Annotated in this window: 12 protein-coding genes; 7 read left to right on the top strand and 5 right to left on the bottom strand. The window is 74.6% G+C overall.

Features of this window, described 5'->3' with window-relative positions; all coding sequences use genetic code 11:
- Nucleotides 1–74 precede the first annotated feature (74 nt).
- A complete protein-coding gene (locus K1Y72_RS15265; RefSeq protein WP_220166989.1) occupies nucleotides 75–422 on the top strand; it encodes a hypothetical protein in 348 nt (115 codons plus the stop codon).
- A gap of 8 nt (nucleotides 423–430) precedes the next feature.
- Here K1Y72_RS15265 and K1Y72_RS15270 read toward each other — a convergent pair whose 3' ends face one another.
- The gene (locus tag K1Y72_RS15270) at nucleotides 431–1,192 is read right to left on the bottom strand and encodes a bestrophin-like domain (protein ID WP_220166990.1); all 762 of its coding nucleotides are present in this window, start codon (nucleotides 1,190–1,192) and stop codon (nucleotides 431–433) included.
- A gap of 49 nt (nucleotides 1,193–1,241) precedes the next feature.
- Nucleotides 1,242–2,084 (bottom strand): hypothetical protein, encoded by an 843-nt coding sequence (locus K1Y72_RS15275; RefSeq protein ID WP_258572498.1) that lies wholly within the window; start codon nucleotides 2,082–2,084, stop codon nucleotides 1,242–1,244.
- Between the two features lie 81 nt (nucleotides 2,085–2,165).
- Here K1Y72_RS15275 and cds1 point away from each other — a divergent pair, with 81 nt between their 5' ends.
- Nucleotides 2,166–3,263, top strand: coding sequence for an L-cysteine desulfhydrase Cds1 (gene cds1, locus K1Y72_RS15280; RefSeq protein WP_220166991.1), 1,098 nt, complete (start codon nucleotides 2,166–2,168; stop codon nucleotides 3,261–3,263).
- A 7-nt stretch (nucleotides 3,264–3,270) separates the two neighbouring features.
- Here the strand turns inward: cds1 and K1Y72_RS15285 are convergent, their stop codons facing one another.
- Nucleotides 3,271–4,584 carry a M50 family metallopeptidase gene (locus K1Y72_RS15285; RefSeq protein ID WP_220166992.1) on the bottom strand — a complete coding sequence of 438 codons (1,314 nt, stop codon included), beginning with the start codon at nucleotides 4,582–4,584 and terminating at the stop codon, nucleotides 3,271–3,273.
- 131 nt (nucleotides 4,585–4,715) lie between these two features.
- The gene (locus tag K1Y72_RS15290; protein ID WP_220166993.1) at nucleotides 4,716–5,501 is read right to left on the bottom strand and encodes a FadR/GntR family transcriptional regulator; all 786 of its coding nucleotides are present in this window, start codon (nucleotides 5,499–5,501) and stop codon (nucleotides 4,716–4,718) included.
- Nucleotides 5,502–5,685: 184 nt separating this feature from the next.
- Here K1Y72_RS15290 and K1Y72_RS15295 point away from each other — a divergent pair, with 184 nt between their 5' ends.
- Genes K1Y72_RS15295 through K1Y72_RS15310 form a run of 4 tightly spaced genes read left to right on the top strand, consistent with a single transcriptional unit; the run spans nucleotide 5,686 to nucleotide 10,734 of the window.
- A complete protein-coding gene (locus K1Y72_RS15295) occupies nucleotides 5,686–7,221 on the top strand; it encodes an amino acid permease (RefSeq protein ID WP_308287094.1) in 1,536 nt (511 codons plus the stop codon).
- A 13-nt stretch (nucleotides 7,222–7,234) separates the two neighbouring features.
- Nucleotides 7,235–8,593 carry a glutamine synthetase family protein gene (locus K1Y72_RS15300; protein ID WP_220166994.1) on the top strand — a complete coding sequence of 453 codons (1,359 nt, stop codon included), beginning with the start codon at nucleotides 7,235–7,237 and terminating at the stop codon, nucleotides 8,591–8,593.
- Nucleotides 8,594–8,601: 8 nt separating this feature from the next.
- The gene (locus K1Y72_RS15305; protein WP_220166995.1) at nucleotides 8,602–9,969 is read left to right on the top strand and encodes an aldehyde dehydrogenase family protein; all 1,368 of its coding nucleotides are present in this window, start codon (nucleotides 8,602–8,604) and stop codon (nucleotides 9,967–9,969) included.
- On the top strand, nucleotides 9,970–10,734 hold the full coding sequence (locus K1Y72_RS15310) for a 3-oxoacyl-ACP reductase (RefSeq protein WP_220166996.1): 765 nt from the start codon (nucleotides 9,970–9,972) through the stop codon (nucleotides 10,732–10,734).
- Here the strand turns inward: K1Y72_RS15310 and K1Y72_RS15315 are convergent.
- Nucleotides 10,721–11,917 (bottom strand): MFS transporter, encoded by a 1,197-nt coding sequence (locus tag K1Y72_RS15315; protein ID WP_220166997.1) that lies wholly within the window; start codon nucleotides 11,915–11,917, stop codon nucleotides 10,721–10,723. The two genes, K1Y72_RS15310 and K1Y72_RS15315, sit on opposite strands and share 14 nt — an antisense overlap.
- A gap of 47 nt (nucleotides 11,918–11,964) precedes the next feature.
- On the opposite strand from K1Y72_RS15315, the gene pdxR reads away from it, so the two are divergent.
- A complete protein-coding gene (gene pdxR / locus K1Y72_RS15320) occupies nucleotides 11,965–13,368 on the top strand; it encodes a MocR-like pyridoxine biosynthesis transcription factor PdxR (protein WP_220166998.1) in 1,404 nt (467 codons plus the stop codon).
- Nucleotides 13,369–13,394: the final 26 nt, after the last annotated feature.

Here is a 13,394-nt window from a genome sequence, read left to right on the forward strand (position 1 = left end):
GCGTCGACGGGCAGGAACACGGGTGCGGCGCCGTCGCGGGGGGGGGCGGGGGGGCGCGGCTGGGGGGGGCGGGGATGATCGGGCGGGGGGGGCTGGCCCGCCCCCCGCCCCGCGGCCGCCCCCGCTCCGGGCCCCCCCGCGCCGGGCGGGGCGCCGCCGTCGCGGGGGGGCGGCGGGGCGCCCGCCTCTCCGGCGTCGCGGCGGGCCTGCACGCCGTGCTGCGCTTCCCCGGCGGCGCCGACGAGGCCGCGCTGCAGGACGGCCTGCGGGCGCGCGGCGTCGCCGTCCACACCCTGGAGCAGTACCGGTCGGGCGGCGCCCCGACCGGCCTCGTCGTCGGTTACGGGACGCCGCCCGAGCACGGCTACGCGCATGCCCTGGACACGCTCACCGGCGGCCTCGCCGAGCTGCTGCGGCGCTGAGCGAGGGGTCAGGGGATGCGGGCGAGCTCCTTCAACGCGGCGGCGAACGCGTCCGGCTTCACCGCGAGCGGCCCGGTGAAGGCGTGGTTCAGCGCGAAGCAGATGTAGATCGCGACGCCGAGGAGCGCGGCCGTCAGCCCGAGGGTGACGAGCGCCATGCCGCGCGGCCGGGCGCCCGCCAGGAACGGGAAGAAGATCATGATGACGCCGGTGATCGCGGTGAAGGCGAGCACGCCGTGCGGCAGGATCGGCCCGGCGGCCACCGCGCGCTGGCGGCGCGCCGCGTACGCCTCGCGGAGCCGCTCCAGGGCGTCGTCGCGGGCGTCGTTGGCGCGGTCGCCGGACAGGGTCAGGCCGCCGAGCCGGGTGCGCAGCGCGTCGAGGCGCCGCCAGCCCTGCTGGTCCAGCTCCTCCGAGCCGCCGCTGAGGGCGGGGAACTCGCGGTCGACGACGAAGTCCAGGTAGCCGCGGACGTCCGCGCGGACGCCGGCGCGGGCCGCCGCGGGCAGCGACGCGGTGTCCCAGTACAGCTCGACGAGGGCCTGCGCCTCGGCGCCGGTGTTGCGGCGCTCGTCGTCGGCGGCGGTCCACGGCACGATCAGCGCGATCGCGAAGACCAGCAGGAAGAGCGCGGACAGCATCGCGCCGGCGTGCGCGTTGGCCGCGCCGTCCGGCTCGTCGTCGGTCCGGCCGTACTTGCGGAACGCGATGGCCACGAGGGCCACCATCGCCACCGCCGCGACCGCGGCCAGGATGGTCTGGACGAGCAACGCGCCGCCTCCGCATCACCGAACGTTCTTCCGGGCACGGGGGGTGTGCTCATTCAACCCTGGAGCGGCGGTCGCGCGCCTCGGACGACACGCCCCGGCGGCGCTCGCGGACCTGCTCGCGGACCTGGCGGAGGTCGGGCGGGAGCAGGTCGTGGCGGCCCGCGATCACCTCCTGCACCCAGATCTTGGCGCGGATGAGGGGCCGCCGGAACCACGCCTCGTAGCGGACGGCCCGCCGGTACTTGCGGGAGCCGGGCGCGTACCGCCAGCGCGCCCACGGCGAGCCGGGGCGGGCGACGCGGACCGACCCGACGAGCAGCAGGGCGGGCACGAACAGCCCGATCAGCCCCGTCCAGATCTTGCCCTTCAGCAGCGTGACGACGGCGAGCGCGAGGTCGGCCACCAGCGACGCCGCGACCAGCCAGGACCGCGCGGTCCCGGCGACGTCGGCGCCGTAGGTCTCCAGCCCGAGCGGCCGGATGCCCATCAGCAGCAGGCCCGTCATCGCGATCGCGACGAACACCGCGTCGACCGACGCGCGGCCCTTCTCGGTCCAGTACACGTCCGACAGGTGCAGGATCAGCGCGAACTCGTCCAGCACGAGCGCGGCGCCCGCCCCGAACACCGCGGCGGCCGCGACGGTGAGCGCCCCGGCCGGGGACGGCAGCACGATCCCGGCGATGCCGCCGGCGAGCATCAGCACGACGCCGAACACCACGTGGTGGATGTGCAGGTCGCCGGCCTTGACGTTGCGGAACCACCAGCGCACGTCGGCGCGGATCAGCCGGACGTTGATCCGGGTGAGGACGAACGTGACGATGAACGCGGTGAAGAACGCGAACAGCGGCAGCCGCCCGGTGGCGACGATGCGCTGCTCGAAGATGTCGGTCATGATCCCCCCGTGCCCCCCATTCTGCCCCCGTGACGTGCGGCGATATCGTGCGGATCGAGCGATCGAAAGGGGGACGCGGCCATGGGAGAGATCGTCGACCGCTGCGATCCGGGGCGCCGGGCGTGGATCGCCGAGGCCGTCCGCCGGGTCGAGGCCGACGCCAACCGGAGCGCGGACACGCACCTGCACGTGTTCCCGCTGCCGCCGGAATGGGGCGTCGACCTGTACCTGAAGGACGAGTCGGTGCACCCCACGGGTTCCCTCAAGCACCGCCTGGCCCGCTCGCTGTTCCTGTACGGGCTCGCCAACGGCTGGATCCGCGAGGGCACCACGATCATCGAGGCGTCCAGCGGCTCGACCGCCGTCAGCGAGGCGTACTTCGCGCGGCTGCTCGGCCTGCCGTTCGTCGCGGTGATGCCGGCGGCGACCAGCGTCGAGAAGATCGCGCTGATCGAGTTCTACGGCGGCCGCTGCCACCTGGTCGACGACCCGTCGTCGATCTACGACGAGTCGCGCCGGCTCGCCGCCGGGTGCGACGGCCACTTCATGGACCAGTTCACCTACGCCGAGCGGGCCACCGACTGGCGCGGCAACAACAACATCGCCGAGTCGATCTTCGAGCAGCTGCGGCTGGAACGGTTCCCCGAGCCGACGTGGATCGTGGTCGGCGCGGGCACCGGCGGCACCTCGGCGACGATCGGCCGCTACGCCCGCTACCGGCGGCTGGAGACGCGGGTCGCCGTCGTCGACCCGGAGGGCTCGGCGTTCTTCGGCGCGTTCCGCGACGGCGACGCCGGCCGCACCGCGCCCGGGTCGCGGATCGAGGGCATCGGCCGGCCGCGCGTCGAGCCGTCGTTCCTGCCGGCCGTCATCGACCGGATGATCGAGGTCCCGGACGCGGCGTCGATCGCGGCGATGCGCTGGACGCGGGCCGTCACCGGCCGCGGCGTCGGCGGGTCGACCGGCACGAACCTGTGGGGCGCGGCGCGGCTCGTCGCCGAGATGCGCGCCCGCGGCGAGCGCGGCAGCGTCGTCACGTTGATCTGCGACGGCGCCGAGCGGTACGCCCGCACCTACGACTCCGACGCCTGGCTCGCCGACCGCGGCATCGACATCGCCCCCTACACGGCCCTGCTGGACGCCTTCCTGAAGACCGGCGAGCTGCCCGAACCGGCGTGACGGGCCGCTAGCCCGACACGCGGATGGGGTTCACCAGGTCGGCGTAGACGAGCAGGGCGCCCATGACGATCAGCACGCTCGCCATGACGTAGGTGACCGGCAGCGCCTTCGCGACGTCGACCGGGCCGGGGTCGGGGCGGCCGAACAGCCGCGCGAACCCCTTCTTGATCGCCTCCAGCAGCGCGCCCGCCATGTGGCCGCCGTCCAGGGGCAGCAGCGGGACGAGGTTGAACAGCGCGACGGCGAGGTTCAGCGAGCCGAACAGCTGCACGAACAGCACGATCTTGCTCTTCAGCGGGGCGTCGGAGGCGGCGTACTCGCCGCCGATGCGGCTCACCCCGACGACGCCGACCGGCCCGTTCGGGTCGCGCTTCTGGTCGGTGAAGGCGGCCTTCCAGATCCCGACCATCTTCTGCGGCATGTGCAGCAGCGACCCGGCGGTGCGGCCGGTCAGGTCGCCCATGAAGGACGCGACGGCGAGCGGCCCCTGCCGCTCGTAGGCGACGCGCTGGACGGGCGTGATGCCGAGGAACCCGACGGTGACGGTCTTGGTGTCGTCCTTCAGGTCCGGCATCCGGTTGGGGATGATCGGGACCTGGGCGTCCACCTGCTTCCCGCCCCGCTCGACGGTGATCGGGACGGTCTTGCCGGCCGACTCGCGGATCAGCGTCTGCAGCCGCGCGTAGTCGGTGATCTTCTCGCCGTTGAACGCCGTGAAGGTGTCGCCGGGCAGCAGCCCGGCCTTGGCGGCGGGGGTCTGCGGCGTCGTCGGGCCGCAGTCGGTGGCCTTGCTGTCGGCCGACACCACGCACTTGGACACCGTCCCGATGACGGGGTCGGACACCGCGGTCGGCCGGCCGATGCCGATGAGCAGCACGGAGAACGCGATCACCGCGAGCACCAGGTTCATGGCGGGGCCGGCGAACATGATGATGAGCTTCTGCCACCACTTCTTGGCGTAGAAGACGCGGTCCTCGTCGCCCGGCCGGACCTCCTCCAGCGCCGCGCCGCGGGCCGACTCGATCAGCCCCTGCCAGGGGCCGGTGCTGATCTGGCGGACCTGGCCGGGCGCGTCGCCGCGCCGCGGCGGCAGCATCCCGATCATGCGGATGTAGCCGCCGAGCGGGATCCACTTCACCCCGTACTCGGTCTCGCCCTTGCGCCTGGACCAGAGCGTCGGCCCGAAGCCGACCATGAACTGGGTGGTCCGGACGCCGAACAGCTTGGCGAACGAGAAGTGCCCCAGCTCGTGCAGGGCGATGGACAGCAGCAGGCCGAGGAAGACCAGCAGAATCCCCGCCAGCGTCAGCCAGACGACCATGCCTCATCCCCTTGCGATCACGTGCGATCCCCTCAGCGTACTTGACCCCCTCGGTGCCCGGCCGCGTATGCATGCACCCCGCTATGGGCGGTTTTCCCTGTCCTCCAGGCGCCGCGCCCGGCCGGGCGGTGTCAGCTCAGGAAGCCGCGGAGGAGGGCGGCGGTGCCGTCGAGGTGCTCGGTGACGGCGCGGCGGGCGGCCTCGGGGTCGGCGAGCAGGATCGCGTCGACGATCGCGGCGTGCTGGGCGGCGGCGTGCGCGATGTTGGGGCCGAGGACGGGGATCGCGTTCAGCAGGTCGGTGACGCGGAGCCGGGCGTCGGCGCAGGCCGCCGCGAGCAGCCGCGACCCGGTCAGCTCGGCGATCGTCAGGTGGAACAGGGTGTCGCGGCGCCGGTAGTCGTCGGGTCCGGCGCCGTCGACCTCGGCGAGGCGGGTGCGGAGCAGCGTGCGCTGGTCGGCGGTGAGCGGGGTGGCGGCGAGGACCTGCGCGGCGCCGGTCTCCACCGCCGCCCGGTAGGCGAGCGCGTCGTTCAGCTCGTCGCCCATGTCGGCGAGGGCGCGGCGGAGGTCGGCCTTGCGGGGCGGCGGCCGCCGGTAGGTGACGAAGGTGCCGCCGGCGCGGCCGCGCCGCGACTCGACGTAGCCCTCCTGCTGGAGGGCGCGGATCGCCTCGCGGAGCGTGACGCGGCTGATGCCGAGGAGCGGCGCGAGCTCGCGCTCGGGCGGCAGCCGGTCGCCGTGGTCGACCACCCCGAGCTTGATCGCCTGGAGCAGCCGCTCGACGGTCTCCTCGAAGGCGTTGCCCGCCCGGACGGGGCGGAACACCGCCGCGGCGGTCACGTCGGCGGCCTGCGGGAGCGGGGGCGGGGGCGGCGGGGGGCCGGCGGAGCCGGGGCCGTCGGTCGTCCTCGGCATGGGCGCCCTTCGGTGTCGGCGGTGTCGACGGTCTCGGCGGTCCCGCCGGACGCGCCGGCGGAGCGGGGACGGTCCCACGTTACATGTCTGTTTCGCGGTCCACCGGGCCCTTGACGGGGAGGCCCCGGTAAACCATTAATGGTCTGAACTTAGCCCGTTAACGGCGCATCCTGAGGAGCCGCTCGTGACCCTCGACGAGCCCACGGCATCCGTGCCCAGCCCCCCGACCCCCTCCGACGACGAGAAGCGCCTGCACGAACTGGGCTACGCCCAGGAACTCAGCCGCACGATGTCCGGCTTCTCCAACTTCGCGGTCTCGTTCACCATCATCTCGGTGCTGACCGGCTGCCTCACCTCCTACACGATCGGCCTGAAGGGCGGCGGCCCCGTCGTCATCACCTGGGGCTGGCTGTTCGTCGGCGCGATGACGCTGCTCGTCGCGCTGGCGATGGCGGAGGTCTGCTCCAGCTACCCGACGGCGGGCGGCCTCTACTACTGGGCCGCCAAGCTCGCCCCGAGCCGGGCCGCGGCCTGGGCGTGGTTCACCGGCTGGTTCAACTTCATCGGCCAGGTCGCGGTGACCGCCGGCATCATCTACGGCTCGGCGGCCTTCCTCAACCCGCTGCTGGACCTCTGGTTCGGGTTCTCGGTGTCGCTCGGCCACACCTTCCTGCTGTTCGCGGTCATCCTGGTCGTCCACGCGCTGCTCAACCAGTTCGGCGTGAGGCTCGTGTCGCTGCTCGGCGACATCAGCGTGTGGTGGCACGTCGTCGGCGTCGCCGTCGTCGTCGCGGTGCTGGTGTTCAAGCCCGAGCACCACCAGTCGGCGTCGTTCGTGTTCACCGAGTTCCGCAACGAGACCGGCTGGCAGTACGGCGCGTACGCCGCGCTCATCGGCCTGCTGCTGTCGCAGTACACGCTGACCGGCTACGACGCCTCGGCGCACATGACCGAGGAGACCCGGGACGCGGCCCGCTCGGGCCCGAAGGGCATCGTCAACTCGGTGCTGATCTCCATCGTGGCGGGCTGGGTGCTGCTGCTCGGCGTCACCTTCGCCATCCAGGACTACGCCGGCGCGGTCACCGACGGCCCCGCCGGGATCTTCACCTCGGCGGCGGGGCAGAAGACCGGCGAGCTGCTCATCGTGATCTCCTTCGTGGCGCAGTTCTTCTGCGGCATGGCCTCGGTCACCGCGAACTCCCGCATGATCTACGCGTTCTCGCGGGACGGCGCGCTGCCCTTCTCGCGCCTCTGGCACAGCATCAACAAGCGCACCCGCACCCCGACCAACGCGATCTGGCTCGCCGCCGGCGGCGCGTTCGTGCTGGCCCTGCCGGGCCTGTGGAACACGACGGCCTACCTGGCGGTCACCTCCGTCGCCGTCATCGGCCTCTACATCGCCTACGTGATCCCGACGTTCCTGCGGCTGCGGCAGGGCGACCGGTTCGAGGCCGGCCCCTGGAACCTCGGCCGGTGGAGCCGCCCGATCGGGATCACCGCCGTCGTCTGGGTGGTGTTCATCGCGGTGCTGTTCATGCTGCCGCCCGCGAGCCCGATCACCCGCGACAGCTTCAACTACTCCCCGATAGCGGTCCTGGTCGTCCTCGGCGGCGCGGCCCTCTGGTGGGTCGTGTCGGCCCGCAAGTGGTTCACCGGCCCGAAGGTGCAGGGCAGCGCGGCCGAGCTCGCCGCCATCGAGGACGACCTGAAGTCCGTCTGACAAGGAGCCCCCCATGCCCACCCCGCCGCTCACCCTCGACGCGCTCGCCGCCCTCGCCGGCGAGGGCGCGATCGACACCGTGATCATCGCGATCACCGACATGCAGGGCCGCCTCCAGGGCAAGCGCCTGTCCGCGCGCTACTTCCTGGAGGAGGTCGCCGCCCACGGCTCGGAGGGCTGCAACTACCTGCTCGCGGTGGACGTCGACATGAACACCGTCGACGGCTACGCCATGTCGTCCTGGGACAGCGGCTACGGCGACTTCGTCATGCGCCCCGACCTGTCGACGCTGCGCCTGCTGCCCTGGCAGGAGGGCGCCGCGATGGTGCAGGCGGACGTCGTGTGGGCGGACGGCTCGGACGTCGCCGCGTCCCCGCGCCAGATCCTGCGCCGCCAGCTCGACCGGCTGGCGGCGCGGGGCTGGGGCGCCTACGTCGGCACCGAGCTGGAGTTCGTGGTGTTCGCCGACTCCTACGAGGACGCCTGGCGGAAGGGCTACCGCGACCTCACCCCGGCCAACCAGTACAACGTGGACTACTCGCTGCTCGGCGGCGCCCGCGTGGAGCCGCTGCTCCGCCGCATCCGCAACGGCATGACGGGCGCGGGGCTGTACGTCGAGTCGGCCAAGGGCGAGTGCAACCTCGGCCAGCACGAGATCGTGTTCCGCTACACCGACGCGCTCACCACCTGCGACAACCACGTCCTGTACAAGAACGGCGCCAAGGAGATCGCGGCGCAGGAGGGCATGGCCCTCACGTTCATGGCGAAGCCGAACGACCGCGAGGGCAACTCCTGCCACGTCCACATCTCGCTGCGCGGCGACGACGGCGCGTCCGTCCTCGCCGGGGACGGCCCGCACGGCCTGTCGCCGCTCGGCGAACGGTTCGTCGCCGGGCAGCAGGCGGCGCTCCGCGACCTCACCCTGCTGTACGCGCCCAACATCAACTCCTACAAGCGCTACCAGCCCGGCTCGTTCGCCCCCACCGCGATCAAGTGGGGGGTGGACAACCGGACGTGCGCGCTCCGCCTCGTCGGCCACGGCCCGTCGCTGCGGGTGGAGAACCGGGTGCCCGGCGGCGACGTCAACCCCTACCTCGCCGTCGCCGCCCTCATCGCGGGCGGCCTGCACGGCATCGACCACGACCTGCCCCTGGAGGACGCCTACACCGGCAACGCCTACGCGAGCGACGCGCCGACCGTCGTCCCCACCCTGCGCGCGGCCCTCGCCGACTGGGAGGGCAGCGCCCTCGCCCGGGAGGCGTTCGGCGACGAGGTCGTCGCGCACTACGCCAACAACGCCCGCGTCGAGCTCGCCGCCTATGACGGGGCGGTCACCGACTGGGAGCTGTACCGCGGCTTCGAGCGGCTCTGAGGAGACAGATGGACTTCGATGTGATCGACCCGGCGACCGGGGAGGTCGTCGAGAAGGTCGCGCTCGCCTCGGTCGAGGAGACCGACGCGGCCGTGGAACGTGCCAGGCGCGCGTTCCCGGCGTGGCGCGCGGTGGCGCCGGGCGACCGGGCCCGGCTGCTGCGCGCCCTCGCCGACCGGATCGACGCGCACCTGGACGAGCTGGCGGCCCTGGAGGTCGCCAACGCCGGCCACCCCGTCGAGCAGGCCCGCTGGGAGGCGGGCAACCTGCGCGACACCCTGCACTACTGCGCGGGCGGCGTGGAGCGGCTGGCCGGGCGGCAGATCCCGGTCGCGGGCGGGCTGGACGTCACCTTCCACGAGCCGCTCGGCGTCGTCGGGGTGATCGTCCCGTGGAACTACCCGATGCCGATCATGGGCTGGGGCATGGCGCCCGCGCTCGCCGCCGGCAACACCGTCATCGTGAAGCCGGCCGAGCTGACCCCGCTCACCGCCCGCCGCGTCGGCGAGCTCGCCCTCGACGCGGGCCTGCCCGAGGGCGTCCTCCAGGTGCTGCCGGGCGCCGGGCCGGTCGCGGGACGGCGGCTGGTCGGCCACCCGGACGTCGCCAAGATCGTCTTCACCGGCTCGACCCGCGTCGGCAAGGAGATCATGGCGGCCTGCGCGCCGTCGGTGAAGCGCCTCACGCTGGAGCTCGGCGGCAAGAGCGCCAACATCGTGTTCGCGGACGCCGACCTGGAGCGGGCCGCCGCGGCCGCGCCCGCCGCCGTCTTCGACAACGCCGGGCAGGACTGCTGCGCCCGCTCGCGCATCCTCGTCCAGCGCGAGGTCCACGACCGGTTCCTGGAGCTGCTCGAACCGGCCGTCGCCGCCGTCCGGGTCGGCGACCCGCGCGACCCGGCCACCGCCATGGGCCCGCTGATCAGCGCCGCGCAGCGCGACCGCGTCGCGTCCTACGTGCCGGACGGCGCGCCCGTCGCGTTCCGCGGCACCGCCCCCGACGGCCCCGGGTTCTGGTTCGCGCCGACCGTCCTCGCCGGACCGGGCGCGGACGCCCTGCCGGCCTGGCGCGAGGAGGTGTTCGGACCGGTCGTGATCGTCGTGCCGTTCGACGGCGAGGCCGACGCCGTCCGCCTCGCCAACGCCACCCCCTACGGCCTGTCCGGCTCGATCTGGACCCGCGACGTCGGCCGCGCCCTCCGCATGGCGCGGAGCGTCGACGCGGGGAACCTGTCGGTGAACTCGCACGCGTCGGTGCGGTACTGGACGCCGTTCGGCGGCTTCAAGCAGTCCGGGCTCGGCCGCGAGCTCGGCCCCGACGCCCTGACCGCCTTCACCGAGACCAAGAACGTCTTCATCGCCACCGAGGAGTCCTAAGTGCAGCGTCTGCAGGACCGCGTCGCCGTCGTCACCGGCGGCGCGAGCGGCATCGGCCTCGCCACCGCCCGCCGGTTCGCCGAGGAGGGCGCCCGCGTCGTGATCGCCGACCTGGACGCGGCGGCCGGCGAGGCGGCCGCCGGCGAGGTCGGCGGCCTGTTCGTCCGCACCGACGTGACCAGCGAGGACGACGTCGCCGCGCTGTTCGAGGCCGCGCACGGCTCCTACGGCCGCGTCGACGTGGCGTTCAACAACGCCGGGATCTCCCCGCCCGACGACGACTCGATCCTGGAAACCGGCCTGGACGCCTGGAAGCGCGTCCAGGACGTCAACCTGACGAGCGTGTACCTGTGCTGCAAGCACGTCCTCCCCTACATGCGCGCGCAGGGCAAGGGGTCGATCATCAACACCGCGTCGTTCGTCGCCCGGATGGGCGCGGCGACCTCGCAGATCTCCTACACCGCCTCCAAGGGCGGCGTCCTCGCGATGTCGCGGGAGCTCGGCGTCCAGTTCGCCCGCGAGGGCATCCGCGTCAACGCGCTCTGCCCGGGGCCGGTGAACACGCCCCTCCTCCAGGAGCTGTTCGCCACGGACCCCGAGCGGGCGGCGCGGCGGCTCGTGCACATCCCGGCCGGCCGGTTCGCCGAGGCCACCGAGATCGCCGCCGCCGTCGCGTTCCTGGCCTCCGACGACTCCTCGTTCATCACCGCGTCGGAGTTCCTGGTGGACGGCGGCATCTCCGGCGCCTACGTCACGCCGCTGTAGCGGGCCGCGCGGCGCCCGCGGAGGGGACGGGCGCCGCGCGGCCGTCGCGGAGGGCGACGGGCAGCGCCGTCATCAGCAGCGCGGCGGTGAGCGCGAACGCCCACGGGTAGCCGGTGCCGGCGGCGACCGCGCCGAACCCGAGGGCGCCCGCGCCGAGCCCGGCGTCGTAGGCGAGGTTCCACAGGGCGCTGACGGCGCCGTAGCCCGACCGCGTCACCCGGCTGTACATGAGGGCGAGCGTGGCGTTCTGCAGCAACCCGAACCCGACGCCGAACACCGTCACCCCGGCGACGACGGCGGCCGCGCTGCCGGTGAAGGCGATCAGCAGGACGCCCGCCGCCGACGCGACCAGGCCCGGAACGACCAGCCCGGCCGAGCCGTGCCGGTCGCCGCGCCGCCCAGCCCACACGCGGGCGAGGGCCGAGGCGAGCGGCTGGAGGAACAGCGCCGCCGCGACGAGCCCGGCCGAGTGGCCGCCCGCCGCGAGCGGCAGGAACGTCACGACGATCCCCGCGACCAGCGCGGACGCCCCGAACACCAGGGCCGGGCGGGCGAGCGCGGGCGTCCGCAGCCCGGCGAGCATCCCGTCCGCCCGCGCGCCGGGCGCCGGCCGCCCGCCGGGCAGCCCCGGCACCGAGAGCGCGGTGACGAGCGGGACGGCGCCCGCGATGACCGCGACGGCGGTGACGCCGGTGTGCTCGGCCAGGTAGAGGCCGAGGGGCAGCGCGACGACGCTCGGCACGCCGCTCGCGAGCCCGACGAGCGCGAGGCCCTCGCCGCGCCGCCCGTCCGGGATCAGCGCGGCGGTGAGCGCCCCGCCCGCCACGATCGTGAGCGCGAACCCGAGGCCGCGCACCAGGGAGACCAGCAGGATCCAGGCCATGCCGGGCAGCGCCGTGAGGGCGAGCGCGGGCGCGCCGAGCAGCACGAGCCCGGCGGCGAGGACGGTCCGGTCCCCGAACCTGGCCATGAGGCGCGGCGTCGCGAACTCGCCCGCGACCGTCGCGAACATCAGCGCTCCGGTCGCGGCGCCGGGCGAGCCGCCGATCCGCTCGGCGTGCAGCGGGACGACCGACAGCGGGAGGTAGAACCCGACGGACGAGCCGACCAGCGACACGAAGCGGAGGAGCAGGGGCCGCGTCAGCAGCGGCGGCCGGGCGGGGGTGTGCGGGATCGTCGTCATGCCGCTGACGCTACGGGCCGTCCGGCCCACCGGTAAGGTCCGGTTCCATGCCGCTGGAGTGGTCCGGTTCGTCACCCGAACTATTGCTGGCGCTGGACCGGGCGTCCGGCGAGCCCCTGCACGCCCAGCTCAACCGGCGGATCCGGGACGCCGTCCGGTCGGGGCGCCTGGAGCCCGGCGAGCGGCTGCCGTCCTCGCGCGAGCTGGCCCGGGGCCTCGGCCTGTCGCGCGGCCTCGTCCAGGACAGCTACGCCCAGCTCCAGGCGGAGGGCTACCTCGTCACCCGGCCCGGCTCGGCGACGCGCGTCGCCGCCGGGGCCGCGCCGCCCGCGCCCGCGCGCCCCGCGCCGCCCGCGCGGCCGTCGCCGCCGCTCGTCGCCGACTTCCGGCCCGGCGTCCCCGACCTGGCGTCCTTCCCGATGGCCGACTGGCTGTGGGCGCTGCGCGAGGCCGGGCGGGCGATCCCGACCGCCGACCTGGACTACGGCGACCCGCGCGGCAGCGCCGCCCTGCGCACCGTGCTGGCCGGCTACCTGCGGCGCGTCCGGGCCGCCGCCGCCGACCCCGACCACATCGTCGTCTGCTCCGGCTACGCGCAGGGCTTCGCGCTGACGCTGCGCGCCCTCGCCGCGTCCGGCGTGCGGACCGTCGCCTACGAGGACCCCGGCTCCGCGCGCGGCACGTCCGCCGCCGCGGCCGCCGCCGGGATGGCCGCCGTCCCGGTCCCGGTGGACGGCGACGGCGTGGACGTGGCGGCGCTCGCCGCGACCGGCGCCCGCGCCGTCCTCGTCACCCCCGCGCACCAGTGGCCGACCGGCGTCGTCCTGGCCCCGCACCGGCGGCTGGAGCTCGCCGCCTGGGCCGCCGCCCGCGACGCGGTGATCATCGAGGACGACTACGACGCCGAGTTCCGCTACGACCGCGAGCCGGTCGGCGCCCTCCAGGGCCTCGCCGCCGACCGCGTCGTGTCGATCGGCACCGCCAGCAAGTCGCTCGCGCCCGCGCTCCGCATCGGCTGGCTGCTCGCCCCGCCCCGCCTCACCGCCCCGATCGTCGAGCGCAAGCGCCTGGACGACCGCGGCTCGCCCGCCCTGGACCAGCTCGCCCTGGCCCGCCTCATCGAGTCCGGCCGCCACGACCGGCACCTGCGCCGGATGCGGGCCGTCTACGCGGGCCGCCGCGCCGCGCTCGTCGAGGCCCTCGCCGAGCACGCCCCGCACGTCCGCCTCACCGGCCTGGACGCCGGGTTCCACGCCGTCGCGCACCTGGCCGGGCCGCGCGGCGAGGCCGAGGTGATCGCCGCCGCCCGGGAGCGGGGCGTCGGCCTGCACGGCATGAGCGCCTGCCGCCACGACGGCGCCGCCGACCCCGCCCGGCTGATCATCGGGTTCGGCGACACCGGCGAGCGCGCCGTCCGCGCCGGCGTCGCCGCGCTCGCCGGCCTGCTCTGACCCCGGCGGCCGGCGCCGTCTGGCCG

Origin of the sequence: Actinomadura parmotrematis (genome assembly GCF_019458805.1) — a bacterium.
Lineage (GTDB): Bacteria > Actinomycetota > Actinomycetes > Streptosporangiales > Streptosporangiaceae > Spirillospora > Spirillospora parmotrematis.

What these genes read in the sequence shown, in the direction of transcription:
- K1Y72_RS15305 (WP_220166995.1), top strand. Translation starts at nt 8,602, where the DNA reads ATGGACTTCGATGTGATCGACCCGGCGACCGGGGAGGTCGTCGAGAAG.
- K1Y72_RS15315 (WP_220166997.1), bottom strand. Translation starts at nt 11,917, where the DNA reads ATGACGACGATCCCGCACACCCCCGCCCGGCCGCCGCTGCTGACGCGG.
- K1Y72_RS15265 (WP_220166989.1), top strand. Translation starts at nt 75, where the DNA reads ATGATCGGGCGGGGGGGGCTGGCCCGCCCCCCGCCCCGCGGCCGCCCC.
- K1Y72_RS15290 (WP_220166993.1), bottom strand. Translation starts at nt 5,501, where the DNA reads ATGCCGAGGACGACCGACGGCCCCGGCTCCGCCGGCCCCCCGCCGCCC.
- K1Y72_RS15285 (WP_220166992.1), bottom strand. Translation starts at nt 4,584, where the DNA reads ATGGTCGTCTGGCTGACGCTGGCGGGGATTCTGCTGGTCTTCCTCGGC.
- cds1 (WP_220166991.1), top strand. Translation starts at nt 2,166, where the DNA reads ATGGGAGAGATCGTCGACCGCTGCGATCCGGGGCGCCGGGCGTGGATC.
- K1Y72_RS15300 (WP_220166994.1), top strand. Translation starts at nt 7,235, where the DNA reads ATGCCCACCCCGCCGCTCACCCTCGACGCGCTCGCCGCCCTCGCCGGC.
- K1Y72_RS15275 (WP_258572498.1), bottom strand. Translation starts at nt 2,084, where the DNA reads ATGACCGACATCTTCGAGCAGCGCATCGTCGCCACCGGGCGGCTGCCG.
- pdxR (WP_220166998.1), top strand. Translation starts at nt 11,965, where the DNA reads ATGCCGCTGGAGTGGTCCGGTTCGTCACCCGAACTATTGCTGGCGCTG.